This window comes from Pseudomonas farris (assembly GCF_019145235.1).
In the GTDB taxonomy this organism is placed as follows: Bacteria; Pseudomonadota; Gammaproteobacteria; order Pseudomonadales; family Pseudomonadaceae; genus Aquipseudomonas; species Aquipseudomonas farris.
In genome coordinates, this window is the sequence record NZ_JAHSTV010000002.1 from 629,679 (window position 1) to 653,657 (window position 23,979).

General features: G+C 58.4%; 24 protein-coding genes, 1 tRNA gene and 1 pseudogene. 14 read left to right on the forward strand and 12 right to left on the reverse strand.

From position 1 onward, the window contains the following. Positions 1 to 96 (forward strand) — tRNA-Sec (locus KVG95_RS06010). A gap of 18 nt (positions 97 to 114) precedes the next feature. Here the strand turns inward: KVG95_RS06010 and KVG95_RS06015 are convergent. Both KVG95_RS06015 and KVG95_RS06020 read right to left on the reverse strand, forming a co-directional pair. Then, on the reverse strand, positions 115 to 1,440 hold the full coding sequence (locus tag KVG95_RS06015) for an OprD family porin (protein WP_437180784.1): 1,326 nt from the start codon (positions 1,438 to 1,440) through the stop codon (positions 115 to 117). Between the two features lie 75 nt (positions 1,441 to 1,515). Continuing rightward, entirely contained in the window at positions 1,516 to 2,169 is a 654-nt protein-coding gene (locus tag KVG95_RS06020) for a hydrolase (RefSeq protein ID WP_052963294.1), read from the reverse strand. A 238-nt stretch (positions 2,170 to 2,407) separates the two neighbouring features. Between KVG95_RS06020 and KVG95_RS06025 the strand changes: the two genes are divergently transcribed. From KVG95_RS06025 to KVG95_RS06040, 4 genes are all read left to right on the forward strand, one after another. After that, positions 2,408 to 3,373 (forward strand): tripartite tricarboxylate transporter substrate binding protein, encoded by a 966-nt coding sequence (locus tag KVG95_RS06025; RefSeq protein WP_217854897.1) that lies wholly within the window; start codon positions 2,408 to 2,410, stop codon positions 3,371 to 3,373. A 1-nt stretch (position 3,374) separates the two neighbouring features. After that, a complete protein-coding gene (locus KVG95_RS06030) occupies positions 3,375 to 3,866 on the forward strand; it encodes a tripartite tricarboxylate transporter TctB family protein (protein ID WP_217854898.1) in 492 nt (163 codons plus the stop codon). A 24-nt stretch (positions 3,867 to 3,890) separates the two neighbouring features. Then, entirely contained in the window at positions 3,891 to 5,399 is a 1,509-nt protein-coding gene (locus KVG95_RS06035; protein WP_217854899.1) for a tripartite tricarboxylate transporter permease, read from the forward strand. A gap of 340 nt (positions 5,400 to 5,739) precedes the next feature. Then, positions 5,740 to 6,042: a hypothetical protein gene (locus tag KVG95_RS06040; RefSeq protein ID WP_217854900.1), complete on the forward strand. Its 303-nt coding sequence runs from the start codon at positions 5,740 to 5,742 to the stop codon at positions 6,040 to 6,042. A 209-nt stretch (positions 6,043 to 6,251) separates the two neighbouring features. On the opposite strand, the gene KVG95_RS06045 is transcribed toward KVG95_RS06040, so the two are convergent. Together KVG95_RS06045 and KVG95_RS06050 are read right to left on the reverse strand one after the other, a co-directional pair. Continuing rightward, complete coding sequence (locus KVG95_RS06045; protein WP_217854901.1) at positions 6,252 to 7,031, reverse strand: carboxymuconolactone decarboxylase family protein; 780 nt, start codon at positions 7,029 to 7,031, stop codon at positions 6,252 to 6,254. A 183-nt stretch (positions 7,032 to 7,214) separates the two neighbouring features. Beyond that, positions 7,215 to 7,646 (reverse strand): nuclear transport factor 2 family protein, encoded by a 432-nt coding sequence (locus KVG95_RS06050; RefSeq protein ID WP_217854902.1) that lies wholly within the window; start codon positions 7,644 to 7,646, stop codon positions 7,215 to 7,217. 366 nt (positions 7,647 to 8,012) lie between these two features. Here KVG95_RS06050 and KVG95_RS06055 point away from each other — a divergent pair, with 366 nt between their 5' ends. From KVG95_RS06055 to KVG95_RS06070, 4 genes are all read left to right on the forward strand, one after another. After that, entirely contained in the window at positions 8,013 to 8,654 is a 642-nt protein-coding gene (locus tag KVG95_RS06055; protein WP_217854903.1) for a hypothetical protein, read from the forward strand. Continuing rightward, positions 8,654 to 9,097: a phage holin family protein gene (locus tag KVG95_RS06060; protein WP_052963288.1), complete on the forward strand. Its 444-nt coding sequence runs from the start codon at positions 8,654 to 8,656 to the stop codon at positions 9,095 to 9,097. The genes KVG95_RS06055 and KVG95_RS06060 overlap by 1 nt, the downstream gene beginning before the upstream one ends. Continuing rightward, complete coding sequence (locus tag KVG95_RS06065) at positions 9,094 to 9,924, forward strand: DUF3618 domain-containing protein (protein WP_217854904.1); 831 nt, start codon at positions 9,094 to 9,096, stop codon at positions 9,922 to 9,924. The genes KVG95_RS06060 and KVG95_RS06065 overlap by 4 nt, the downstream gene beginning before the upstream one ends. Before the next feature lie 95 nt (positions 9,925 to 10,019). Beyond that, a complete protein-coding gene (locus KVG95_RS06070; protein ID WP_052963286.1) occupies positions 10,020 to 10,304 on the forward strand; it encodes a hypothetical protein in 285 nt (94 codons plus the stop codon). A 41-nt stretch (positions 10,305 to 10,345) separates the two neighbouring features. Here KVG95_RS06070 and KVG95_RS06075 read toward each other — a convergent pair whose 3' ends face one another. After that, a complete protein-coding gene (locus KVG95_RS06075) occupies positions 10,346 to 10,903 on the reverse strand; it encodes an ATP-dependent Clp protease proteolytic subunit (RefSeq protein ID WP_123494699.1) in 558 nt (185 codons plus the stop codon). Positions 10,904 to 11,190: 287 nt separating this feature from the next. On the opposite strand from KVG95_RS06075, the pseudogene KVG95_RS29705 reads away from it, so the two are divergent. Next, positions 11,191 to 11,349, forward strand: a pseudogene (locus tag KVG95_RS29705) (con-10 family general stress protein); the annotation flags it as partial. A gap of 189 nt (positions 11,350 to 11,538) precedes the next feature. On the opposite strand, the gene KVG95_RS06085 reads toward KVG95_RS29705, so the two are convergent. Continuing rightward, positions 11,539 to 12,471, reverse strand: a complete 933-nt coding sequence (locus KVG95_RS06085) for a LysR family transcriptional regulator (RefSeq protein ID WP_217854906.1) — start codon at positions 12,469 to 12,471, stop codon at positions 11,539 to 11,541. A 143-nt stretch (positions 12,472 to 12,614) separates the two neighbouring features. Here KVG95_RS06085 and KVG95_RS06090 point away from each other — a divergent pair, with 143 nt between their 5' ends. Next, positions 12,615 to 13,016, forward strand: a complete 402-nt coding sequence (locus tag KVG95_RS06090) for a RidA family protein (protein WP_217854907.1) — start codon at positions 12,615 to 12,617, stop codon at positions 13,014 to 13,016. A 116-nt stretch (positions 13,017 to 13,132) separates the two neighbouring features. Further along, on the forward strand, positions 13,133 to 13,468 hold the full coding sequence (locus KVG95_RS06095) for a YajG family lipoprotein (RefSeq protein ID WP_217854908.1): 336 nt from the start codon (positions 13,133 to 13,135) through the stop codon (positions 13,466 to 13,468). Positions 13,469 to 13,577: 109 nt separating this feature from the next. On the opposite strand, the gene phaC is transcribed toward KVG95_RS06095, so the two are convergent. The 3 genes from phaC to phbB all read right to left on the reverse strand — a co-directional run bounded on the left by phaC (position 13,578) and on the right by phbB (position 17,349). Beyond that, positions 13,578 to 15,278, reverse strand: coding sequence for a class I poly(R)-hydroxyalkanoic acid synthase (gene phaC, locus KVG95_RS06100; protein ID WP_217854909.1), 1,701 nt, complete (start codon positions 15,276 to 15,278; stop codon positions 13,578 to 13,580). A gap of 88 nt (positions 15,279 to 15,366) precedes the next feature. Continuing rightward, positions 15,367 to 16,545 (reverse strand): acetyl-CoA C-acetyltransferase, encoded by a 1,179-nt coding sequence (locus KVG95_RS06105; protein ID WP_217854910.1) that lies wholly within the window; start codon positions 16,543 to 16,545, stop codon positions 15,367 to 15,369. A gap of 57 nt (positions 16,546 to 16,602) precedes the next feature. Further along, positions 16,603 to 17,349, reverse strand: coding sequence for an acetoacetyl-CoA reductase (gene phbB, locus KVG95_RS06110; protein WP_217854911.1), 747 nt, complete (start codon positions 17,347 to 17,349; stop codon positions 16,603 to 16,605). 257 nt (positions 17,350 to 17,606) lie between these two features. Between phbB and KVG95_RS06115 the strand changes: the two genes are divergently transcribed. Next, the gene (locus tag KVG95_RS06115) at positions 17,607 to 18,644 is read left to right on the forward strand and encodes an AraC family transcriptional regulator (RefSeq protein ID WP_217854912.1); all 1,038 of its coding nucleotides are present in this window, start codon (positions 17,607 to 17,609) and stop codon (positions 18,642 to 18,644) included. Positions 18,645 to 18,669: 25 nt separating this feature from the next. Here KVG95_RS06115 and KVG95_RS06120 read toward each other — a convergent pair whose 3' ends face one another. Beyond that, entirely contained in the window at positions 18,670 to 21,099 is a 2,430-nt protein-coding gene (locus tag KVG95_RS06120; protein WP_217854913.1) for a DUF3141 domain-containing protein, read from the reverse strand. A gap of 246 nt (positions 21,100 to 21,345) precedes the next feature. Between KVG95_RS06120 and phaP the strand changes: the two genes are divergently transcribed. Then, the gene (gene phaP, locus KVG95_RS06125; protein ID WP_217854914.1) at positions 21,346 to 21,915 is read left to right on the forward strand and encodes a TIGR01841 family phasin; all 570 of its coding nucleotides are present in this window, start codon (positions 21,346 to 21,348) and stop codon (positions 21,913 to 21,915) included. Between the two features lie 35 nt (positions 21,916 to 21,950). Here the strand turns inward: phaP and phaR are convergent, their stop codons facing one another. Continuing rightward, positions 21,951 to 22,463 carry a polyhydroxyalkanoate synthesis repressor PhaR gene (phaR, locus tag KVG95_RS06130; protein WP_038983295.1) on the reverse strand — a complete coding sequence of 171 codons (513 nt, stop codon included), beginning with the start codon at positions 22,461 to 22,463 and terminating at the stop codon, positions 21,951 to 21,953. Between the two features lie 238 nt (positions 22,464 to 22,701). Further along, complete coding sequence (locus tag KVG95_RS06135; protein WP_217854915.1) at positions 22,702 to 23,970, reverse strand: OprD family porin; 1,269 nt, start codon at positions 23,968 to 23,970, stop codon at positions 22,702 to 22,704. Between the last annotated feature and the right edge of the window lie 9 nt (positions 23,971 to 23,979).

Sequence of the window (23,979 nt, forward strand, 5' to 3'; positions counted from 1 at the left end):
GGAAGGCAATCGCGCCCGGTGGCGCGGCCGGGCTTCAAACCCGGTTGGGGACGGCATCCGTTCCCGGGCAGGTTCGACTCCGGCTGCCTTCCGCCATTTCCATCGTGACGCTGATCATAGGTGCCCGAAGGTCAGCGGGTACTGGATGACGATGTAAACCCTGTCGATGTCATCGCCCGCCTGGGCGCTGTTGGCTCGGTGAGACACATGGGACAGTTGCACCGACAACCCTTTGGCGGCACCTGATTGCACGATGTAGCGCACGTCAATGTCGCGCTCCCAATGTCGCCCGCCATCGCCTTGTTGAGGCACGTACCCGCCGACAGTCTGGTCGAACGGGTTGTAGGCCCCACCCTTGGGCGCACGGGTGCCATCGACGTCGCTGCCCCTGACATAACGGGTCATGAAGCTCAGGCCGGGTATTCCATAAGCGCCGAGGTCGAGGTCGTAGCGTGCCTGCCAGGAGCGTTCGTGGGCGCCGTTGAAGTCGGCGTATTTGATCGAGTTGGCCAGGTAAATGGAGTCGCCGCCGACGAAGTCGAACGGTGTGTCGCCATTGATGCGTTGCCAGGCCAGGGTGAAGGCATGAGCCTCAACGGTGTATTTGCCCGACAGGCTGTAGGCGGTGTTGTCGAGGGCACCGGCCAACGCCTTGCCGCTGTCTTGCGTGCGATACAGGTTGGCGTCGAGGAACCATCCGGACCGTTTCAGGTGCAGATTGCCATAGTACTGGCGCCAGGTGTCGCTCAGTTCGGAGGCATACAGCGCACCGCCGACAGGACTGTGTGTGAACAGGTCGGCGCCCAGAAGCGTGATGCCTCCGGCCTCGGTGTTGGCACCGTAGCCGTAAAAGTTGCCCTTGCCCGAGGTGTTGTCTTGATTCTTGAACGCCGTGAAATGACCGGCCACCAGATTCACGTTGTCGATTTCGCCGCTGTTCAATAGAAAACCCGTGGCGTATTCCGGTTGCAGGCGTTTGTCGGCGGTGTCGAACACCGGGGTTTCCACGGTCATTTCACCGAAAGCCAGGGTGGTTCGGGAAGCCCTGATTTTCAGCGCGCCACCGGCACTGGAATAGTTGCTTTCGCTACGACCGTCACTGTCCAGTGGCAGTAACCCCGTTCCCGAATGCCCTTTGCCGCCGTCGAGTTTCAGCCCCGTAAAGGCGTGGCTGTCGACGCCGAAACCTAGCGTGCCGGGTGTGAATCCGGATTCAAAAGAGCCGATAAAGCCTTGAGCCCACTCTTGTTTGTAGTTCTTGCCCGAAGGCGAGGGTGAACGGTAGTCGCTGTTGAGGAAGAAATTTCGACTGAGCACCTCAAGCTTCGCGCCCTCGAGGAATCCTTGCGCGGTTGCCGGCGCTTCATCCGCCAAGGCCGTTCCGGCGAAAAGCACGCAGAGCCAGAAGGACGCTTTGGCCACGTCCTCCCGACCGGGCATGAGCGGGGGGGCTTGTAAAGAAAACATCATTGATCGCCCCCTGAAACAGCGACTCCAAAGAGTCGCTGTTTTCTCTCAATGGCCTTCAGAGGCGTTGAACATGGTCTTGGCGTAGATCAGGCCCAGGCCATAGGCACCACCGTTGGCGATGGAGGTTTTCACCGTCTCGTCGTAAGTCTCGGTACGTGCCCAGTCACGCTGGAGTTCAAGCAAGTACTGCAACGATGTCATGGGACGGGCGCCGATCTGGATCATGCGTTGCATGGCCATTTCATGGGCCTCGGTGGTGACGTCGCCACAGGCATCGGCAATCACGTACACCTCGAAGCCCTGGTCAATCGCCGAAAGGGCCGGGCCAACGATGCACACGGAAGTCCACAGGCCGGCCAGAACGATTTTCTGCTTGCCGGCTGCGTTGACTTCGACGGCAATACGCTCGTCCTCCCAGGTGTTCATGCTGGTGCGGTCGATCACCTTGTGTTCCGGGAATACCGATTTGATTTCGTCGAAAATCGGGCCGGAAAAACTCTTCTCGGCGACGGTAGTGAGGATGGTCGATACCTTGAAGCCCCTTGCGGCCTTGGCGACAAGGGCGGCGTTGTTGCGCAGGGTGACGGCATCGATGGACTTGGTCGCAAACGACATCTGCGACTGGTGATCGATCATGATCAGGGTGTGGTCGGTCGGGGTCAGCAGGGTTTTGCCGGGAACAGCTTTTGCAATGGCCATGGTGAATGTCCTTACGGATTAAGTGAGAGGTGATTCGCGAGGCCATGGTTGCGTAGATTCGGGCGGGAATATTGAGTCGATGTGCTGTTTTTTTCGCAGGAATAGTGGCGGCAGGCAGGCCATTGAAATACCGCCAACAAACACAACTATGACCTACGCTTATTCCAGACGCATGTTCAACGAACAGGGGTTCTTCCCTGATCGAAAACAACAAAAAACAGCTCTCGGGAGACCACTCATGTTTGCATTGGCCCGTCGATTCAGCAGCAACCTCGCCGTTTTCATTACCGCCGCCGCGCTCGCCTTACCGGTTTTTGCGCTGGACACCGTCAAGTTCATGGCCCCCGGTTCGGTCGGTGGTGGATATGACCAGACTGCACGCGTCCTGGGTAAGGCGATGGTCGAGGCGAAAACGGCAAAGTCCGCTACCTTCGAGAACAAGGGCGGCGCCGGTGGGACCCTGGGCTTGGCGCAATTTGCCAACGGCACCAAGGGCGACGCCAATGCCCTGCTGGTGGTCGGCGCAATCATGGTCGCGTCCATCGAGCAGAACAAACCGCAAATCACCTTGAAGGACGTGACGCCGATCGCCCGGCTGTTCACCGAATACAACGTGATTGCCGTGCGGGACGACTCCCCGTACAAAACCCTGGATGACTTGCTCAAAGACTTCAAAGCCAACCCGTCCAATATCAAATGGGGCGGTGGCTCCAAGGGGTCGATCGACCACATCGGCATCGCCGAACTGGCGAGCAAAATGGACGTCCCCGTCAACAAGGTGAATTACGTGGCCTTTGCCGGTGGCGGCGAAGTCGTCGCCGCGACGCTGGGGGGCCACATCACGGTGATCACCGGCGGCTACGCCGAGCTTGCCAAATACGTGCAGTCCAAGCAGTTCCGGCTACTCGCCATTGGCGCACCCAGCCGCGTTGAAGGCATCGATGCACCGACTCTCAAAGAAAGTGGCTATGACGTGACGATCGGCAACTGGCGTGGCGTTTACGGCGCAGCGGGCCTGACGCCTGACCAGCGCAAAGAACTGACCGAAGCCGTCCTGACCGCCACCAAAAGCACTGTCTGGCAAGAAAACGTAAAAACCAATGCATGGTCACCGAGCATTCTGACCGGGGATGACTTCGGCAAATTCGTCGAAGAAGAACATGGCCGTCTGCGCGCGATGCTGGTCAAGGTCGGACTGCTTTGAGATGGCCGGGCGCTGGAAAGTCATGCCGACCCAACTGGCGATTGGTTTAGGTGTCGTCGCCATCAGCGCGGTATTGGCGTTCGGTGCCTCGCGATTTCCTGCCGAGATGGGCTTCGTCATCATGGCGGCGTACGTCTATCCCTACGCCGTCGCGGCGTTTCTGGGCATCGTCGGTCTGTTGATGTGCTATCAGGCGCTCACCGGTGGTTTTCGCAACCTTGCCGACGACCACCAGACCACCCAGGCTCAGCCCGGCGGCAAGCTCGGCGCAACCTGGGTCACGGCGGGGCTGGTGGGGGTTGCCTTGCTCATTACCTACATCGGTTTCGTATTGGCCGCCTCATTACTGTTTGCCTGTTCTGCACGGGGTTTTGGCAGTCGTAGCCCGGTGCGGGACCTGGCCATCGGCATCGCCCTGACACTGCCGATCTACTGGCTTTTCACCGCCGGGCTAGGGGTTTCCCTTCCGCCCCTGGTCAACGCCTGGATCTGATCCGGGCCGAAGGAGGTCGACAAGGTGGACATTCTCTCGAGTCTGGCAACCGGCTTCGGTGCCGCGTTGGCGCCGATCAATCTGATGTGGGGTTTTATCGGCTGCCTGCTGGGCACCGCGATCGGTGTTTTGCCGGGGATCGGGCCGGCGCTGACTGTGGCGTTGCTGCTGCCGATTACCGCCAAGGTCGATCCTACCGGGGCGCTGATCATGTTCGCCGGTATCTATTACGGCGCTCAGTTTGGCGGCTCGACCACCTCGATTCTGCTCAACACCCCGGGGGAATCGTCCTCCATGGTCACGGCCCTGGAAGGCAATCTCATGGCCCGCAACGGGCGGGCAGGCCCGGCGTTGGCGACGGCGGCGATAGGTTCATTCGTGGCCGGCACCATCGCGACGATCTTGCTGACCCTGTTCGCCCCCCTCGTGGCCACGCTGGCGCTGAAGTTCGGGCCGGCGGAGTATTTCGCGATTCTGGTGCTGGCCTTCACCACGGTGTCGGCGGTGCTCGGTGCGTCGATGCTGCGCGGCTTTGCCTCATTGGGGATCGGGCTGACCATCGGCTTGATCGGCCTGGACTCGACCTCGGGCATTGCCCGCTACACCATGGAGGTGCCCGAACTGGTCGATGGCATTGAGGTCGTGCTGGTGGCGGTCGGTTTGTTTGCCGTCGGTGAGGCCTTGTACAGCGTGCTCTACCAAAAGGAAGAAACGGGCAGCCGACATCGCCTGACCTCGTTGTGGATGACCCGTGCCGACTGGAAACGCTCGGTTCCCGCGTGGCTACGGGGCACCTTGATCGGTTTTCCCTTTGGCTCGATTCCGGCTGGTGGCGCGGAAATTCCGACGTTCCTGTCTTATTCGACCGAACGCAAACTCAGCAAGTACCCGAAAGAGTTCGCGGCCAGCAAAGGAGAGGGCGCCATCGAAGGTGTCGCCGGCCCCGAGGCGGCCAACAACGCCAGCGCCACCGGTTCTCTGGTGCCGCTGCTGACCCTGGGCATACCGACCTCTGCCACGGCGGCGATCCTGTTGGCCGCATTCCAGAACTACAACCTGCAACCGGGGCCGTTGCTGTTCCAGACCTCGGGCGAGCTGGTCTGGACGCTGGTGGCTTCGCTGTACATCGGCAACGCCATCCTGTTGGTGCTGAACCTGCCGTTGGTGGGCCTGTGGGTCAAGCTCCTGCAAATTCCACGACCGTACCTGAACGCCGGCATTCTGGTGTTCGCCACCATCGGCGTGTACGGCATGCGCCACTCAACGTTCGACTTGTTTCTGATGCTGGGCATCGGTTGGGCCGGGGTATTGATGCGGCGTTTCGATTTCCCCGTCGCCCCGGTGATCGTCGGCATGCTGCTGGGGCCGATGGCGGAAAAACAACTACGCAACGCCTTGTCCATCAGCCAGGGCGACTGGATGATATTTGTGACACAACCCATCGCGGCGTCGGTCCTGGTGCTGACGCTGTTGGTGTTGCTGGTTCCGTATCTGCTGCATAAACGCGGCATTAAATTGCATGAGGACGATTGAGCGCCGATCGTTCCCACGCGATCGTAGGAACGATCAACTTTATGGCGCACAACTTTCCAAGACGTTTCCTACAACGTACCCTGTTGCCGCGTTTCGGTATCGACCCCTATAGTTCGGACTCGCGGAAAACACCGCGAACGACCTTGGCCGGTCGATCACCCAAAACGCATCAGCGTCATTGTTCAGACCGTTTTATGTCTGGATATCGTGTTATGGCAGCTGTGCGCGGGACACCCTCGGGTGTGCCGGATCTAATGGGTGCCGGTCGGCCAACCCGCACACAGCCGCCACCTTTTTCGCTTGGCCGCGAACGGTGGTTGCTCTATTTGGAGTTACACCCATGTTCGACCAAGTCATGCCTCGCTACCTCCCCATCGACACCTACGACGCTGAAACCCCAGTGCTTTTCATCAACACCCACAAAGAACTCAGCGACATGGCCGCTTGCGCCATGCACCGCTTCACCGTGGTTCGCGATCTGACCGACACCTTGTCCAGCCTTAACCTCAACGGCATTTCCGACTGCGATTTGACCCGTGTTACCCGGGCGGTGCATCTGCTGATGCGCGAAGGTTGCGCAATACTGGATGTGATTCAGGCTCGGGCGTTGCAGCGGGAGGAGGGGTTCAAGACTGCTGTTTAGCGGTGTAGCGACGGACGCCTTCGCGAGCAAGCCCGCTCCCACACTGGATTTTCTGTGAACACATTATTTGTCCACGCCAGCGAGCAAATGTGGGAGCGGGCTTGCTCGCGAAGGCGGTGGCCCACCAGCATTAATGTCGACTGACACTCCCTCTTCGCGAGCAAGCCCGCTCCCACATTGATTGTGCATAACTGACTGGCATTAACCTTTCATCCCTGGGGTTTACGCGAGGCGAACACCTCTTTCAGAACAGGCACAGCAGACATCGCTTTCGGCCACCCGACGTAAAACGCCAGGTGCGTGATGACCTCGGCGGCTTGGGTTTGGGTCAGGCCGTTGTCCATCGCTCGGTTCAAGTGAAAGGGCAGTTGCGCCACCTGGCCTTGGGCTGTAAGAGCTGCAACGGTGATCAGGCTTCTGTCCCTTGGCGTCAGGTCAGTCTTGCGCCACAGATCGCCAAACAGAACGTCATTGGTGTACGCGGCCAGTTGTGGCGCCACGTCCCCGATTGACGCCTCGACGGCGGCTTTGCGTTTGGTTTCGCTGGCAGGGTCCAGCGTCAGCGGTTCAGAGGAGGGCGGCAGGATCTGCTCAGCCGTCAGGCCTCGATCTGTAAACACTTTATTCGCCACGCCGGCGGCTGACATTGCGTTGGGCCAGCCGGAGTAGAACGCGAGATGGGTGATGAGGGCGCTGATCTCGCTGGGCTTGAGGCCGTTGTCGAGCCCCAGGTTGAAGTGCCCTGTGAGTTGCGCGGATTGCCCGTTGGCCAGGAGCGCGGCAATCGTGATGAGGCTGCGATCCCGGGGCGCCAATTCCTGGCGTTTCCACACCTCGCCGAACAGCAGCTCAGTCGTATAAGTGTAGAGCTGGGGTGTCGCTTCCTGAACATCCGGTGAAGGTTTGGGCGCAGGTTTGGCACTCCCCTGATTGCCTTCGCCCCACGCGGAAAAGAACAGCGTGGCGAGTGTGGCAGCGAACAGCTTCATGACATCGACCTCCAGGTTGTCTGGCGCCTGATGGCAGCCACTCATCTTTCACATACTAAAGAAAGTGGATAGATCGATTAAGGCCAATAAGCTGCATGGAGTCATGAGGTGGGCTCATCAATTGAGCCCACGTTTGAAACCGATCGCAGCCCAGCGCCTATTCACTGCCTTGTCACGCAAAATTCAGAAGCGGAACGCTTGTCGTCCTACCAGTAGCCATTTGCCTTGCTGTTTCTGCCAGATCTGGAAGTTCTCGATTTCCGTCGGAACGATCTCTTCACCCTTGATGGCTTGTGCCGAAAAATGATGCCGGACCAACGCCACATCACCCGACAGAGTAATGGTCTGCCCCTGCATTTCCAGCGTCTTGAAAGCGCTTTTTCCGGTTTCGATGTCGGCGATGAACGCTTTCTTGTCCTGGATTTTCCCGCTGGAATGGCCGTAGGTGAGGTTGTCAGCGGTGAGCGCATTCAGTTGGGGAATGTTCTTGTGCAGCATGGCTTGCGTCAGATGGTCCACCGCTACGGCAACTTCCTTCTCACCCGATGAGGGGGCTGCTATTACATAGCCGCTGAAGAGGCACAAGAAGCCGATAAGCAATTTCGTTTTTTTCATGAATATTTTTCCTTGTTGTTATGGAGATGACAGACGAGAGACAGCCGCCTCATCTGTCATCGTACAACTTAGCAGATTTTTGTTGCTGGATGCATCCAGTCAGTCAATGAAACGCAATCCTGTGGGAGCGGGCTTGCTCGCGAAGACGACGGCACATTCAACATTGATGTCGCCTGACACATCGCTTTCGCGAGCAAGCCCGCTCCCACAGGTTCCGCTCCCGCGAGTACCTCTGGTGCCGCTTTTCATCACTTCATCATCTGCTTGGAACTCCCCGCCAGACACCCTCGTCATCTGCAATGAAGCACTACCGCGGACACCCCGCGGCCACTTCCTGACGTGTTCATTACGAAGGCGATGGATGACATGACTATTCCAGATAGCAGAACCGGACAACCGGATGCCCCTCGGGATCCCGCAGGCTCCGAACAAAACTTTCAGCATTTAAAGGAGGAGGTTACCGAAGCGATAGGCGGTGCACGGCATCAGGCCGATGAGCAGTTCGGCCAGTACCGCGATACCGCAGCGGATCAGATTGAAGCACTGGCCAGAGGCGCCCAGTCAGTCGTTTCCGAGATCAGGACGAACGATACGTTTGGGATGTCCGATTACCTGGCAGACATGGCCGACAGCATGAGCAGCCTGGCGGGAAAACTGCGCAGCAAAAGCGCCGAAGAACTTCTGCACGATGGCGCTGACCTGGCACGGGACAATCCGGGGCTGTTCATTGTCGGCAGCATCGCGGTGGGGTTCGGTCTGTCGCGGTTCCTGAAAGCAGGCACGGCGACTATGCCGACAACCACCGACCGTGAGTTCGCTGCCCAGAGCAGCGCAGCCACGTTCACTGGCGATGGCTCGCAAGGACTTTATGAAACGTCGATGCCGCCCGGAGGCGAGCTGTCGCCCGGGTTGGCCTCTAGCATCACGCCGTCCTCGCCGAGCGCGCCCGACCATCGTGGCGATACTTCCTCAATGCCGGGGTCCAGCCCCTTCTCAGGAGAACGGTGATGAACAGAGAAGATCCAGAACTACAACGCACACCCCCCGTCACACCGTCGGTCACGACGGCTGATCATGACGCTTCCGTGGTCGGTTTATTGCGGCAGTTAACTCGGGAAGTACCGGCGTTATTCACCAAGGAGCTGGCGTTGGCCAAGGTGGAATTGCAGGCCAGCCTGACGACATTGAAAGCAGGGATTGCCGGGGTCGCCGGCGGCGCCATTGTGCTGCTCGCCGGGTTCATCATTCTGCTGATGGCGGTCGTCTATGCCTTGAGCCTGGTGATGGCGCCCTGGCTGGCCGCGCTGATTGTCGGCGTCGTGGTGATGGTCATCGGGTTCGTGATGCTGCAGGCAGGCAAAAAACAATTCGAGCCTTCCCACTTCAAGCCTGATCGCACCCTGGACGCGCTGAACAAAGACCAGGAAGCCCTGCGGAGGAAAGTGTCATGAACCGAGAATTCGAAACCGAAGCGGCCAAGAGCCCGGAAACCATCGAGCGTGAAATCGATGCGCAACGGGAGAACATCGGGCATATCGTCGACGCGCTGGAAAGCAAGTTCACCCCCGGCCAGATGTTCGATCAGGCGCTGCTGATGATGCAAAGCAACGGCTCGACCTTCCTGACCAATCTGGGCACCAGTGTGCGCAACAACCCCGTGCCCGCGGTGCTGACTTCGGTCGGGCTGATGTGGTTGATGATGAGCCAGAATCGTCCGCCAACGCCCAGGGAATATCGCGTCGAGCCGCAGCCGGATGTCGACTGGGCCGATGACGTGGGTGAAGGGCTCTCCGAGGGTTTGGACAGCGCCCGACAGCGTCTGCACAACACCACCGATTCGCTGAAGGACAGCTATCAGGCGGTCAAAGGTAAGGCAGCGCACCTGAGCGATAGCCTGCATGCGAAGACCGATCAGCTCAGTCATACCGTCCATGACACCAGTGATCGCCTGGCGCGCAGGACTCATGAAATGAGCGACCAGTTCAGTCATCTGCTCAAGGAGCAACCACTGCTGATGGCTGCGATGGGTATTGCGGTGGGCGCGTTGCTGGGCGCGGCGTTACCGACCACCGAAACAGAGCGCCGTTATCTGGGCAGGACCAGCGCAAGCCTCACCGGCAAGGTCAAACAGCAAGCACGGGAGGGCTATGAGGCGGTGCGCGAAAAGGTGATGGAAACCACAGAGCCCCACGAGGCAATCGCTGGAGAAACGGGCGAGATGCGCAAGACCGCGTCCGAAACCTCAGCCGACCTGTCGCGTGGGCTGGGAACTTCTTGACAGGTATCAGGGCAAGGCGGGAGGTCTGATGCACAGACGTCCCGTCGAGCCCGGTTTGTCGACGCCAATCAGACACCATGACGAGGTACACCATCATGATTGATGAATCCACAGGCATGACCCCCGGCGTGCGCTACGAAATCGAGAACCGGGAAAGGGTAGAACCGTTCGCCGGTTTTTTTCTGGACGGCAAGTATTACCTCACGCCCGAACTGCAAACGGCCATCGGCTGGCTGGAGGGCAACCGCTTTATCTACGATGAACTTGATCCCGAGGGCGAACCGGTTTTCCAGGATCGTGTAGCCGGCACTATCAAGGATTTAAAACTCACGCTGAGTGACGGAATGACCCTGGACATTCAGCCCATTGCTGGCACCTGACGCATCGGTAACGAAAAGCTCAGGTCCGTCTCGAACATGCGTCAGCCGCCACTGATTTTCCAGTGTTTGACGTTATCGGCAAACACCATCTGATGCATTTCGTGGGCGATTCCGTAGGCCAGGGATTCATGCGCCGCAATCACTTTCTCTTCCGCTGAAAGGCAATGAAAAATATCCAGTTTGGTATCCGCGTTGGCCGTTTCCAGGGCAAAGATTTGCACATAACGCGCGAGGTCGTTATCCAGGCTCAAGAGGTATTCGCGCAGGCGTTGATGGTCGACCGAGCTTTGGGGGAAGTACCAATTCATGGGGTGAATCAGAAACCGCGAATGGGGCGCGGTGATACGTCGGCCGGCGGCCAGGTACATGATGATGCCCATCGACTCGATGTTGCCGGCATTAATCGCGCACAGCGGCACTGGCAGGGATTTGAGGAAGGTGTAGAGGGCGAAGCCAAAATTGGTGCTGCCGCCGCTGGTGGAAAGATTCAGCAGTAAAGATGAGGCGCCCTGGTCGATGGCGTCGAGGCAGCAGTCCCTGAAGCGTTCCATCGTGCCCTGATCAATCTGGCAATGAAAGTGGACGATGTGCTCTGTCATCGACGTACCTCCATACAGGATAAATTAGAGAGCTAATGATTAAGCGTAACTGCTTGAATGATGCCAGACCTCAACGCTCTTTTCTTTCATCAATTTGTATAAGCGCAGCCTGTTTTTATACTCGTTTGATGCACACCCATTAGTCGCCGCAGCAGGAGTTTTCTGGAACTAATAACCCCAATCCGTTGGTCGCAAGAATGCCGCATCAGTTCAAACTTTCAATCCCGGAAAACCTCGGAATAAGACGAGCCGACAAAGGTTCGCGCGAAACAATGAGGAGAACGAAAATGGCTAACACCGGTGACAAAAAACCTGGCAATTTTGCCAACGACCCTGATAAAGCCTCCGAAGCTGGCAAAAAAGGCGGGCAGTCAGGCGGCGGGATGATGAACGATCCGCAACGCCCCTCCGACGCCGGCAAAAAAGGTGGACAGGCCTCAGGGGGCCGTCAATCCAGCGATACCAATCGCTCCGGCAGCGAACAGGGAGGAGGCCGCTCGGGCAACTTTGCCGACGACAAGGATAGAGATGCAGGCAGAAAAGGAGGAGGGCAAAATCCCGGCGGCGGGCGTAAACCCTGATGCCGTGTGAAATACATCAAGCCCCGCTTATGGCGGGGCTTGGTTTTCTCCAGGTCAGATTCCTGACGCCTCACGAATCATGATAGGCGCGTGCTGTGCCATCAGCTCAGCGACCCAATCAATGAACACGCGCAACTTGAAGCTGATATGCCGGTTCGGCGGAAAGGCCACGTAGATCGGCATCGGATCGAGGCGCCAATCTTCGAACAAACGGACCAACTCGCCGCGCGCTTCGTGGGGCTTGGACATGTAGTCTGGCAGCCAAAGAATTCCGAGGCCGGCCAGCCCGGCCGCGATGTAGGCATTGCCATCGTCGACCGCCAACACATAGCGACCCTTGATATGGACACTCTCGCTGTTGCTGCGCATGGCATAAGGCACGGCTTTGCCGGTGCGTGCCCACAGGAAACCGACGACACGATGATGCGAATCTTCCAGCTCTTGCGGATGCGACGGCGTACCGACGCGCTCCAGGTAGCTCGGCGCCGCATAAACGCCCAACTGGAGTTCGCCTACCCGCCGGGCCATCAGAGACTGATCGGTTAGTTCGCCACCGCGCACGACGCAATCTACATTCTCACCGATCATGTCCACGATGCGATCGCTGACGCCCATGTCGATCTGGATGTCAGGGTATCGAGCATGAAACGCAGGCAACGCCGGTACCAGAATCATGCTGGCCAACGGGCTGGGCACATCCACTCGCAGCCGGCCCCGGGGCAGGGCCGAGGCGCTGGACAGGCTGGTCTCGGCATCGTCCATGTCGGCTAGCAGCCGTACCACGCGCTCATAATAGACGGCGCCATCGGCGGTTACGTTGACCTTGCGCGTCGTGCGGTTGAGCAATTTGACGCGTAACCGGGCCTCCAACTGCTGCACCAGTTGCGTCACGCTCGTCTTGCTCATATGCAGTGTTTCGGCCGCCTTGGTGAAGCTGCCCGTCTCCACCACCCGAGCAAATGCCAGCATCGCATCGAAACGGTCCATTTCTGCCCCGGATATCTATTGGATTGTTTGGGTTTTACAAACAGTGATGGCTACAGTTGCTCGTTTATCGGGCAGGCACAAGTCCTTAAAGTCTCTTCATCATTAATTGCGGGTCGTCTTTGACCCGTTGCTGGAGGCACTTTATGAGCAAGCGTGATGTTGTTTTTCCGCCCGGACGCCAAGCGCTTTATGAGCGCAATCGCTATTCACCGGCTATCCGGTCCAATGGCTTTTTATTCGTTTCGGGGCAAGTCGGCAGCACCGAAGACGGCTCACCCGAGCCCGACCTGGAGACTCAGGTTCGGCTCGCGTTCAACAATCTGAACGCGATCCTGGGATCTGCCGGTTGCACCTTCGACGACGTGATTGACATAACGGTCTTCATCGTCGATCCGCAAGAGAAATTCGAAACGATCTGGAAGGTAGTGCCGGAGTTCTGGGGTAACGCACCGCACCCGACACTAACTGCTGTCGGCGTCACGTGGCTGTATGGCTTTGAGTTCGAGATCAAGGTGATTGCCAAGCTTCCTGAAAACCAGCGATAGCGCGGGGCAACTATCGGTTCCGGTAATAGTGACCATCAAGAAACGCCAGTTCTGCTTTGTCGGGCAAAGTCGGAAAATCGCCTCCATCGAAGACGCTGCTCAAGGAACTGGCGCAAATGAAGACATTGACCCGACTGGCTGTTGTCGCCCTGCTGCTGACCGGTTGCGCCTCCGCACCGAACGACCCGACGCTGACCTTTCAGACGAAAAAAACGCCTGCCGAGTACGCCGACTGCGTGGTGCCGAAGTTGCAGGGCAGCGCACTGAACCCGACGGTCTCGCAAAACCAGCGCAGCTACCGGATCGTGGTGCCGAGCAAAGTCGCGGCAGACAATGTTCTGGAAGCCTTCAAAGCCCCGAATGGCGGCAAGGTGTTTTTGTATGAGCGCCACTTGCTGGCGTCGAACTTCATGCCGTCGAGTTTCGAACGTGCCGCGCAGGAATGCCTGTAACCGCTTTAAAAAATGCTCCTTTGGTTGGCCGCAACCAACCATTTCTTTGTCCCGTGACTCATTCGGTCACGGGACTTTTTTTTGCCTATTTACCCGGACGGGGCGGCTCTCATTGCATCACATAACGCCCCGGCGCCGACTCAAGTGCCGGGTATTTAGCATTCCCCGTGCTCAGCACTGAAGGCTGGCGTTCCCCGGCGTGTTCGGCCAGCCAGACGAACCAGTCATTCCACCAGCTGCCCGGATGCTGCTGGGCATTCTTGAACCAGGTTTCAGGGTTTTTGGTGACGCGATTATTGGTCCAGTAATGGCGTTTTTCCTTGGCCGGTGGGTTGATCACCCCCGCGATATGCCCTGAGGCGCCGAGTACGAAACGCTTGGTTCCAGACAGTAGCTCGGTGCTGGCGTAGGCACTTTTCCATGGCACGATGTGGTCGTCATGGGTGGCGAGGATGTACGCCGGGGCATCGATGGCGCGCAGGTCCAGCTTGACCCCGCAGCAATCCAGCTCGCCGGATTTCAGATCGTTCTGCAGGTAGGTATGGCGCAGGTACCAGCAGTACATCGGCCCGGGCAGGTTGGTGCTGTCGTTGTTCCAGAACAGCAGGTCAAGGGGTATCGATTTCTGCCCCTTGAGGTATTTGTCGACGTTGTAGTTCCACCACAAGTCGTTGGGGCGCAGCAACGAGAATGTATTGCCCATGTCCTCGCCCTTGAACAGGCCGATGGGACCATTTAGGCCGCCGATGGTGCGCTCGCGATAAGCCACCAATTGCTCGTCGACGAAGATGTCGATGGGGCCGGTATCAAGGTAATCGAGGAAGGTGGTCAGCAGGCTCACGCTGGCGATCTCTTTGTCGCCACGAGCCGCCAATACAGCCAGCGCCGAACTCAACAACGTCCCACCGATGCAGAAACCCACGCAATTGGGCCGTTGCTCGCCGCTGATTTCACGGGTCAGCTGCAGGCCTTTGATAATTCCGGTTTCGATCAGGTCATCCCAGGTGGTGCCGGCGTGTTCCTGATCGAAGTTGCGCCACGACATCAGAAACACCGGGTGGCCTTGCTGCAACAGGTGGCGAACCATCGAATTGTCGGGGCGCAGGTCAAGGATGTAGTACTTGTTGATCGATGGCGGAACGATAAACACCGGGCGCCGGTATTGGGTTTCGCTTTGCGGATAGTACTGGATGAGCTGGAAGAGTTCGTTCTCGAAGACCACTTCGCCGGGGGTGTTCGCCAGGTCGATACCCACTTTGAACGCGTTGGCGTCGCACTGGCGCATCTTGCCTTCCTGCAGATCGCTGGCCAGGTGCATCAGGCCTGTGAGCAGGCTGCTTCCTTGGGTGTCAACGACCCGTTGCAGCGCATCGGGGTTACTGGCCAGAAAATTGCTCGGCGCGCCGGCGGCGATGGCTTGTTCCGCCAGATAGAGCAAGCGTTGACGCGGCTTTTTACCGTCGATCGGCAGCTGATTGACCAGTTTCAGCAGAAAGTCGGCATTGAGCAGGTAAAACGCCGCCAGAGAACCGAACAGCGGCTGGCTCCAGTTACCGCTGGCGAAACGTCGGTCTTCGAAACTGAAGGGCTGACCGGTCAACAGACGCTGGCCGAGTTCACTCCATTGTTGCTGATAGTCCGATTGAAGGCTGTCCAGGGTTTCGCGTGGCAGTTCAAACCAGGCGTTGTAGTCCTGCCCGGTAAACCAGGGATTGCTGCTGACCCAGAGCCTTAATTGTTGAACTGCAAAGGACGCAATGAATGGAACCTGGCCCGACCAGAATGTGTTTAAGGTATGCGTGTTGTCCATGGAACTCCTTGCCCACATGAATAATCCGGAAGGAAAAAAAACGCGGCGCCTAACGTCGGCGCCGCGTCTGGCAACTCTGCCTGTGTTTCTAGCGCTCGATGACCAGGCTGACGCCCTGGCCGCCACCGATGCACAAGGTGGCCAGACCTTTTTTGCCATCGCGCCGGATCAGTTCATGAAGCAGCGACACCAGAATCCGCGCGCCTGATGCGCCGATCGGATGACCGAGGGCAATGGCGCCACCGTTGACATTGACCTTGTTCATGTCCCAGCCCAATTCCTTGCCGACGGCCAGTGACTGCGCGGCGAACGCTTCGTTGGCTTCGATCAGGTCCAGGTCGTCCAGGCTCCAGCCGGCTTTCGTCAACACCAGACGGGTAGCGGGTACCGGGCCGATGCCCATGATCGACGGGTCCACTCCTGCACTGGCATAGGCCTTGATGCGCGCAAGTACCGGCAAACCCAGAGCCAGGGCCTTGGCGGCGCTGGCCAGCATCAACACGGCGGCGCCGTCATTGAGGGTCGACGAGTTGCCCGCGGTTACGCTGCCGTTTTTCTGGAACGCGGGTTTGAGGTTGCCCAGTGCCTGGAGCGTGCTGTCCGGACGCGGCTGTTCATCGGTGTCGAAGACCAGCGGCTCGCCCTTGCGCTGGGGGATCAGGATGGGGGTGATTTCACCCTTGAAGTAACCCGCCTCGATGGCCGAGGCGGCTTTCTGTTGCGAGGTCGCGGCGAAAGCGTCCTGATCTTCGCGACTGATGCTGTATTGATTCGCCAGATTCTCGGCAGTGATGCCCATGTGGTAGTCGTTGAAGGCATCCCACAAACCATCCTGAATCACGCTGTCTTGCAGTTGCGCATGACCCAGGCGCAGACCGGTGCGCGCCTTGGGCAGAACATAGGGCGCCAGGCTCATGTTTTCCTGACCGCCGGCAATCACCAGTTCGGCGTCGCCGCAACGGATCGCCTGAACCGCAAGCTGAACCGCCTTGAGGCCCGAACCGCAGACTTTGTTCAGGGTCAGGGCAGGGGTGGTATGGGGCAGGCCGGCCTTGATCGCGGTCTGGCGTGCCGGGTTTTGCCCGGAGCCTGCAGTCAGCACCTGGCCGAGGATGACTTCATCAATCTGCGCAGCGTCGATCCCGGTCTGTTCGAGCAGGCGACGAATCACCGCCGCGCCCAACTCGGTAGCTGGAATGGCGGACAGTGAACCTTGAAAACTGCCAATGGCGGTGCGAGTAGCGGCAACGATTACGACTTCGTTCATGCATGACCTCATCAAAATTTTGTCGAGCGGGAGCAGGGCATCAATGCCCTGACAGGCTTACTGCATGTTCATGCCGCCGTTGACCGAGAAGTCGGCACCGGTGCTGTAGGCCGATTCATCGGACGCCAGCCAGGCGACGATCGAGGCGATTTCTTCGGGTTGGCCAAGGCGCCCGACCGGTGTGGCGGCGATCATGGTCTCGAGAATGTCCGGGCGGATGGCAGCGGTCATGCTGGTCTGGATGTAGCCGGGCGATACGGTATTGACGGTCACGCCCTTGCCCGAGACTTCCCGGGCCAGTGCCATGGTGAAGCCATGGATACCGGCTTTGGCCGCGCTGTAATTGGTCTGGCCGAACTGGCCGCGCTGACCGTTGATCGACGAAATGTTGATGACCCGCCCCCAGCCCTTGGCCAACATGCCTTCAATCACCTGTTTGGTGGTGTTGAACAGGCCGCTGAGGTTGGTCCCGATCACCGCGTTCCAGTCTTCTGGAGTGAGTTTGCGAAAGGAAGCGTCCCGAGTGATGCCGGCGTTATTGACCAGCACATCGATCGGGCCGAATTGTTCTCGTGCCATTTCGAAAGCCTTACGAGTCGACTCCCAATCGGTGATGTCGCCGAAGATGCACTCGAACTGATAGCCCTCCGCCAGCTGGGTGGCTATCCATTCGTTCTTGCGGGCGGAATCCGAGCTGCAGCCGACGATGACCTTGAATCCTTCCTTGTACAGGCGTTGGCTTATCGCAGTACCAATCCCACCCATACCACCCGTGACCAACGCAATACGACCAAGCGACTTCATACAATCCATTCCTTTCTTTGTTTTGCGTTGCAAGATAGGGGGATTGTTCGGTATTGGCCGGGTGTGCGGAAGTGTTGAGAGGTGACGCTCTGGTGTCCAACGGTGCCATGCCCAGGTTAATGACGGGTGGCGAAAAACGCTGGTTACCTATACTGGGATCAATATTCGCCACTGAAGAACCCGTTAGTCTTTGATTCATCGCAGATCAGTTATGGCTCCGGACAGGATGTTCGGTTCCACACGTCATTGAGGACGCCATGTATAGAATGAGTTCTGGCTACGCCAGCGTGCTGGTAAATACGCTCTCGGCTCAAGGGCTGGATGTTGCCAGTCTGTGTCGGGAGGCTGGACTAGACATGAAGCTTGCGAACAAACCAGGAGCGTTTTGCGAGCGAAGGGCGATTTATCGATTATGGGATCTGGCTTCTCAGGCCTCGGGTGATCCAGACATCGGTCTGAAAGCTTACGGAAATTTCAATCCCGGCACTTTTCAGATCGTCGGCTACACCATGATGTCCAGTCTCAATCTGAAAAAAGCGCTGGAACGGCTGGTTCGCTTCAGTCCGTTGATAGGCACCGGATTCAGCCTTTTCCTTCTACCGGAACAGCAAAACTACCGACTGTCCGGACTCGATCATCAACAAAGCGGCTCGATTAAACCACGCCAATACAGTGATGCCGGCTTGGCGTCGTTGCTGGGAATCTGCCGTTGGCTGGCGGGCAGCAAATCAATGCAGCCCCTGAGTGTGGATTTCACTTATCCCGAACCTGAAGACACCTCCGAACACCGTCGCCTGTTTGGTTGCGACCTGCATTTCAACGCGGCCTACGACAGCATTGTGTTCGACGGGGAGGAGTTGCAGCGCCCCTTGAGCATGGCCAATGAAGCGTTGGCGGTGCTGCATGACAGCTTTGCCGAGGCGCAATTGGACCTGCTTTTTGGTTTTTCCGTTGTCGGCAGGATTCGGGCGCTGGTGACCGAGCGCTTGAGTCAGGGGCAGGGGCAATGCGACATGGAGTCGATCGCTGCATCTTTGAACATCAGCAAGCGAACCCTGCAACGCGCCCTGGAAAAAGACGGGACCCAATTCAAGGACGTGCTGAATGCCGTACGCAGGCAATTGGCCGATTTCTATCTGCGCCATTCTCACTTCAACATGAAGCACGTGGCCTATCTCCTTGGTTTTCATGATCACAGCAGCTTCAACAAAGCCTGCAGCCGCTGGTTTGACATGACCCCCGGTCAATATCGGGCCGATGAATCGTTCGGGATCAAGGGGGCCACGCCGTTCTGATACAGCCTCCCGTCAGCGCCCAGCGTTATTTCATCGGAGGTTTTTTTACGGCTTTCTTGCTCTTGGCAGGTTTGCGCACCGGACTCACCACCTTGGCGATGAGGTCTGGGGTCACTGCGGGGATTTTCTGTTTGGTCGGCTCTGTAGTGATCGCCGGGACTTTCACTTCAATCGCATCGGCTGCACCGGGTGGTTGGGTCAGGCTGAAACCTGGCAGCGGAACGTCGAGTAGTGTATGCAGCTCACACCAGCATGGGTTGTTTGCGCCGCTGCTCAGCAGTTCGGGCAGTAAATTGGCAACGGCCGCCAGCACTTGTTGACGCTCTTCGACTTCAACCAGCATCAAGGGCAGGCTGTGCAGGCTTTCTTGCGGGTGGGTGGCGACCAGCAATTTTTGCAGGCGCAGGGTTTCGCGCAAATCAAGCGGCTCGGCACTGTAGTCCTGGAGCAGTACCTGCAGTTGCAGGATCAATTTCTCGATGCTTTCCTTGCCCGGTTCGTCGCTGTCGCGGCCCAGCAGGAACAGAATCCGTATCAAGGCTTCCATCAGGCCGCCAAGGGGCAGGGCATCCTGCAGGCGCTCGATCAGAACCTGGTCGTGCTGCTTGGCGTGTTCCTGCAGATTTCGCCCGGGTGCATTGCCGGCGAAGCTATTGAGTACGCCATACACGCCGTAGAAACACATTTCGTGAGCCGCATCACGCAGGTCCCGATAGCCGTTCAAGGCGTCCTGCACCTGATTGGAAAACAGTTCCTGCCAGACCAGTAACGGGTTGTTCTGGCTGGCGGGGTGACGATCCTTGCTCACTTGGGCGGCACTGCCAGTCAGCCACCACAGCGCCGGGTTCAAACTGCTCCAGGCTACTTGCTGCTGATGGAAAGGGTGCGCGCGGCGCAGCATTTCGGCGCTCGGTTCGTTGATCAGCAGGCGCAACCATGGGCGTATGAATTCGTCGTACACGCTGTTGTTGATGGCGGACGCACGTTGCACCAGCGCGAATTCGCGATCGTCATCACGGGGCGGCTGCACCTGGCCATGAATGTCGGCGATACGCCGGGGCTCGAAACGCACGGTATACGGCGTCGCCGAGGGCTCCGGCAGGTCGTCGATCAGCATTTCATACAACCCGGCCGGCAGCGCATTGATCGCATCGACCGCACCCAGCAACTCGCGGTGCTCACGCCGCGCCACTTCACCGGACACGAAGATGCCCAGGTGACCGATGCTCGCATGCCGCAGGTAAACGATGGTGCGTCCGGCATTTTGCAACGCGAGATCGCTGGGGTAGACGTCGGTGATCCAGTCCAGTGCCTGCTGCGGGGAGGTTATGTTGTCGCCATAGGAACAGAACACCACCACCGGCACTTCGATCAATTTGAGGTCGAGCCCGCTGCTCTTGCGCCCCAGGCCACCGGACAGCTGATTACCGATGAACAGGTCGTCGACAATCATCTCGATCTCTTCGCTATTGAGCAGGGTCGGGCTGCCCCACCAGCGTTCGAAATCCAGAAAGCGTGCGGCCTCGCTGTCGACTTCACTGAACAGGTGGTAGTACTTGCCCCAATAGGTATTGGCCGGGTCCAGGTTTTCGAAATTGCTCACCAGCCAGGTGCCGTCGAAGCGGTCATTACCGAGGTCGCTCCCCAGGCGCGCCATCCAGCCTCCGCCCAGCAAACCGCCGGTGTAGCGCATCGGATTGCGGCCATTGACGCCGGCCCAGTACGACAACGGCGCACCGTTGACGATGATCAGCCCCGGCAACTCTGGCCGAGTGGCCGCCAGGCCCATTAACGCCCAGCCCGCCTGGCAGTTACCAATGACGACAGGTTTGGCGCTGTTCGGATGCCGGGCGCTGACTACCTCGATGAACCGTGCCTGGGCGTCTGTGATATCGGCAAGGGTTTGCCCTGGGCGTGGCGAGTGACTGAAGGCGATGAAGTAGGTGGGATGGCCGGCTCTCAGGCTTTCGCCGATGACCGAGTCCTGTTTGAAACCGCCGATCCCCGAGCCATGACCGCCGCGGGGGTCAATGATGATCACGGGCTGTTTTTTGCTGTCGATCTGTTGCCCCGGGCCGCCGAGGATTTGCAACAACGAATAGTTGACCGCACGAGGCAGGTCTTCACCAGCGACCAGCGTTTGATGATTGAACTTGAGCAGCAGCGGATACCCGGCGCGTTCGTGGGCCAGGGTGTTGTCGCCGCGCTGCCGCAAGGTGTCCCAGAACAGCACGCTGCGTTGGCCAAGGTCAGTGAAGTATTCCTGCCAGTCAGCCAGTGTCGGCTGCCTGAGTTGCCCAAGGCCTAAAGGCGCGAAGGTTTTTGCCTGACGCTTCTGCACCGCGTCGAGGACGTTGCGGGTATTGAGGTGTTGCAGATGATTCAGGTGTTCGAACAAGCCGGCGGGGTCGCTACGCTCTTCATCTTGCAGCGCAATATTTGCTTCCTGACCCATGGTGATCTCCTGTTGCTATGCATGGGAACCTGCGCATCTGAACCCTTTAGTTAAAGAGGGCCAGGCTGGCCGTTCGATGAGCAGGAGTCTACAGCGAATAAGGAGGGCGTTAGTAATGTTTATTTTGCACCGCACAAAAATAGGCGTTGCCAAATGGCTTTGTGCACTGCAATATCAAGGCTAACGCGATGACTGGCCGGATCGCTATCGCGTCCTCAGGCCCTTCCAGTACCAGGAGATTCAAGCATGTCTTTTTTCAATTCGGAAAAACTGCAAACCGCTCAGAAAGCCAACCTCGACCTTTTGCAGCAAATCAGTGGCAAAGTGTTCGCCAGCGTTGAACAGCTCAGCCAGTTGCAGTTCAAGGCACTGCGCGACTCCACCGAGGAGCAGTTTGAAGGTGTTCGCAAGCTGCTGGCCGTCCGTGATCCACAAGGTTTCGCCGAGCTGCAGGCTTCTTTCACCCAGCCGAGCGCGCAAACCGAACGCCTGGCCGAGTTCAATCGTCAGGTTCAAGCACTGATTGTGGGTACTCAGTCGGACATCGCCAAATTGACCTCGAGTCAGGTCGAAGCGGGCACCCAGCAGATGCATGAGTTCGTTGAAACGATCAGCAAGAATGCACCGGCCGGCTCCGAGCCTGTTGTGGCCGCGTTCAAGTCGGGCCTGGCGAATGCCGGTACTGTGTTCGAAAGCGCACAGAAAGCCGTAAAACAGGCTGCCGATGTGGCTCAGAGTGGTTTCGATGCAGCGACTGCCGCGGGCACTAAAGCTGCGCCAGAAGCCAGCGCCAAGCCTAACAGCGGTAACAAGTAAGTCACGTCAAGCCAGCGGCACCAATGGCGATGGGTTTATTCCCCATCGCCATTTTTTTTCGTTCCGCCATCGGCACCGGGTTTGCCGCCGAACATGCCGAACAGGTTCTGGGTATTCAGGTACAGCGCCTTCGACTGATCGACATACTGCCGCATCAGATCCTGCATCACTGGCGCTTGCTGGTGCATGAAGGTGCTCCAGGCTTCGGATGATTGCGCACCGGTCTGGGACTGGATGTCGATTACGGTCTGAATGCTTTTGTCCAGGTAACTGCCAAGTACGCCCTGATAAGGGCCGTAGAACTGGATAATCCCCATCAGCATCTCGCTGGTGAAGATCGGCTCACCGCCGCTTTCGGCTTCCAGAATCACTTGCAGCAAGATGCTGCGCGTCAGATCCTCGCCGCTCTTGGCATCGACCACCTGAAAGGCAATTTTATCGACCACCAATTGGCGTATGTCCGCCAGCGTCAGATGACTGCTGGTATGGGTGTCATACAGTCGGCGATTGGGGTACTTCTTGATCAGGCGTGGGGTGGTATCAGTCATGCGGGCGTCTCGCGGCGGCCTGGTTTGCAGGCATCTTAACCTACAATCATCATTGGTGTTCTTCAGGCCGCCTTCGCGAGCAAGCCCGCTCCCACACTTGACCGAGTCTCCCATGAGAATGCGGTTAAATGTGGGAGCGGGCTTGCTCGCGAAGAGGCCCGCCATCACAGCACAAATCCAGCAGCAAAAAGGAGACTGCGCCGTCAAGCGAGTCCCCCCTTGTGTAACCAGAACTGAGTTACCAGATCGACAAGGTGTAGCTGACGATCAGGCGGTTTTCATCCAGATCGCTGCCAAAGTGGGTCGAGCGAACTGTCGCGTTACGCCATTTCACCCCGACATTCTTCAACGGCCCGCTCTGCACGACATAGCCGATGTCGGTATCACGTTCCCATTCCTTGCCTTGCGGGCGGTTGCCGCCCAGATCGATATGGTCGCCGGTGAGGTAACGGGTCATGAAGGTCAGCCCCGGAACGCCAATCGCCGCAAAGTTGTAGTCGTAACGCGCCTGCCAGGATTTTTCGTCCTTGCTGGCGAAGTCGCCGATCTGCACGAAGTTCACCAGGAACGCATCGGTACCGTTGACGTAGGCGTAGCCGGTGTCGCCGCTCATGCCTTGATAACCCAGGCCCAACGCATGCCCGCCGAGGCTGTAGGTGAACATCGCGCCGATGGCATTGTTATCGACATTACTGCCGCCATCGTCCGTGGAGCGAGCGAAGCGCAGATCCGTCTTCAGCGACTGGCCGGTTGTGACCGGCAGCACGTAGGTCAGGTTGACCAGGTGCTGGCTGTAGAAATTGTCGAGGTGACCATAGCTGTAGCCCGTGGCGAGGTTGCTGGTCCATTTGTAGTTCAGGCTGGCGAAATCGAAGCTGTCGCTATCGAGATGACGTGTGGTGATGCCCTTGGCGCCGGTGCGGGTGATGCCCATGTCCTCGTAGTCCGAGGAGTCGCGCTGATTGACTTGCGTCAGTCGCCCGGCATCCACCGTCAGGCCTTCGAGCTCCAGCGACGTTAGCTGACCGCCCTTGAAGGTTTGCGGCAACAGCCGTGAATCGTTGGCCAATACCGTCGGCAGTTTCGGCAGCAGCGTGCCGAGTTTCAGCGTGCTTTTCGAGGCCCGCACTTTGGCCGTCAAGCCCAGCTCGCCGTACTCGTCCTGAGCCCCTTTGCGGGTGTCGCGATGGCGTTTGAGCAGGCCGGAGCCTGTGCGATCGGGGCTGGAATCGAGCTTGATGCCGAGCAGGCCAATGGCATCGAAACCCACGCCGATCAAACCTTCGGTGAATCCCGATTCATAACGCAGCAGGAAACCCTGCGCCCATTCCTCTTGTTTGGATTGCGGGGCGTTGTCCTGGCGATAGTCGCGATTGAAATAGAAGTTGCGCAGCTCCAGGCTGGCCTTGCTGTCTTTGACAAAATCAGCAGCGGCGGGGGCCGAGAGGCTGATGACGCCGCCGGCCAGCAATAGTCGGGTAGCGAGGGTGCGGGTGTTGCGGTCCATGGTGAAGCC

Coding starts and splice junctions, on each gene's coding strand:
- KVG95_RS06015 (WP_437180784.1), bottom strand. CDS start 1,440: ATGCCCGGTCGGGAGGACGTGGCCAAAGCGTCCTTCTGGCTCTGCGTG.
- KVG95_RS06020 (WP_052963294.1), bottom strand. CDS start 2,169: ATGGCCATTGCAAAAGCTGTTCCCGGCAAAACCCTGCTGACCCCGACC.
- KVG95_RS06025 (WP_217854897.1), top strand. CDS start 2,408: ATGTTTGCATTGGCCCGTCGATTCAGCAGCAACCTCGCCGTTTTCATT.
- KVG95_RS06030 (WP_217854898.1), top strand. CDS start 3,375: ATGGCCGGGCGCTGGAAAGTCATGCCGACCCAACTGGCGATTGGTTTA.
- KVG95_RS06040 (WP_217854900.1), top strand. CDS start 5,740: ATGTTCGACCAAGTCATGCCTCGCTACCTCCCCATCGACACCTACGAC.
- KVG95_RS06045 (WP_217854901.1), bottom strand. CDS start 7,031: ATGAAGCTGTTCGCTGCCACACTCGCCACGCTGTTCTTTTCCGCGTGG.
- KVG95_RS06050 (WP_217854902.1), bottom strand. CDS start 7,646: ATGAAAAAAACGAAATTGCTTATCGGCTTCTTGTGCCTCTTCAGCGGC.
- KVG95_RS06055 (WP_217854903.1), top strand. CDS start 8,013: ATGACTATTCCAGATAGCAGAACCGGACAACCGGATGCCCCTCGGGAT.
- KVG95_RS06060 (WP_052963288.1), top strand. CDS start 8,654: ATGAACAGAGAAGATCCAGAACTACAACGCACACCCCCCGTCACACCG.
- KVG95_RS06065 (WP_217854904.1), top strand. CDS start 9,094: ATGAACCGAGAATTCGAAACCGAAGCGGCCAAGAGCCCGGAAACCATC.
- KVG95_RS06070 (WP_052963286.1), top strand. CDS start 10,020: ATGATTGATGAATCCACAGGCATGACCCCCGGCGTGCGCTACGAAATC.
- KVG95_RS06075 (WP_123494699.1), bottom strand. CDS start 10,903: ATGACAGAGCACATCGTCCACTTTCATTGCCAGATTGATCAGGGCACG.
- KVG95_RS06085 (WP_217854906.1), bottom strand. CDS start 12,471: ATGGACCGTTTCGATGCGATGCTGGCATTTGCTCGGGTGGTGGAGACG.
- KVG95_RS06090 (WP_217854907.1), top strand. CDS start 12,615: ATGAGCAAGCGTGATGTTGTTTTTCCGCCCGGACGCCAAGCGCTTTAT.
- KVG95_RS06095 (WP_217854908.1), top strand. CDS start 13,133: ATGAAGACATTGACCCGACTGGCTGTTGTCGCCCTGCTGCTGACCGGT.
- phaC (WP_217854909.1), bottom strand. CDS start 15,278: ATGGACAACACGCATACCTTAAACACATTCTGGTCGGGCCAGGTTCCA.
- KVG95_RS06105 (WP_217854910.1), bottom strand. CDS start 16,545: ATGAACGAAGTCGTAATCGTTGCCGCTACTCGCACCGCCATTGGCAGT.
- phbB (WP_217854911.1), bottom strand. CDS start 17,349: ATGAAGTCGCTTGGTCGTATTGCGTTGGTCACGGGTGGTATGGGTGGG.
- KVG95_RS06115 (WP_217854912.1), top strand. CDS start 17,607: ATGTATAGAATGAGTTCTGGCTACGCCAGCGTGCTGGTAAATACGCTC.
- KVG95_RS06120 (WP_217854913.1), bottom strand. CDS start 21,099: ATGGGTCAGGAAGCAAATATTGCGCTGCAAGATGAAGAGCGTAGCGAC.
- phaP (WP_217854914.1), top strand. CDS start 21,346: ATGTCTTTTTTCAATTCGGAAAAACTGCAAACCGCTCAGAAAGCCAAC.
- phaR (WP_038983295.1), bottom strand. CDS start 22,463: ATGACTGATACCACCCCACGCCTGATCAAGAAGTACCCCAATCGCCGA.
- KVG95_RS06135 (WP_217854915.1), bottom strand. CDS start 23,970: ATGGACCGCAACACCCGCACCCTCGCTACCCGACTATTGCTGGCCGGC.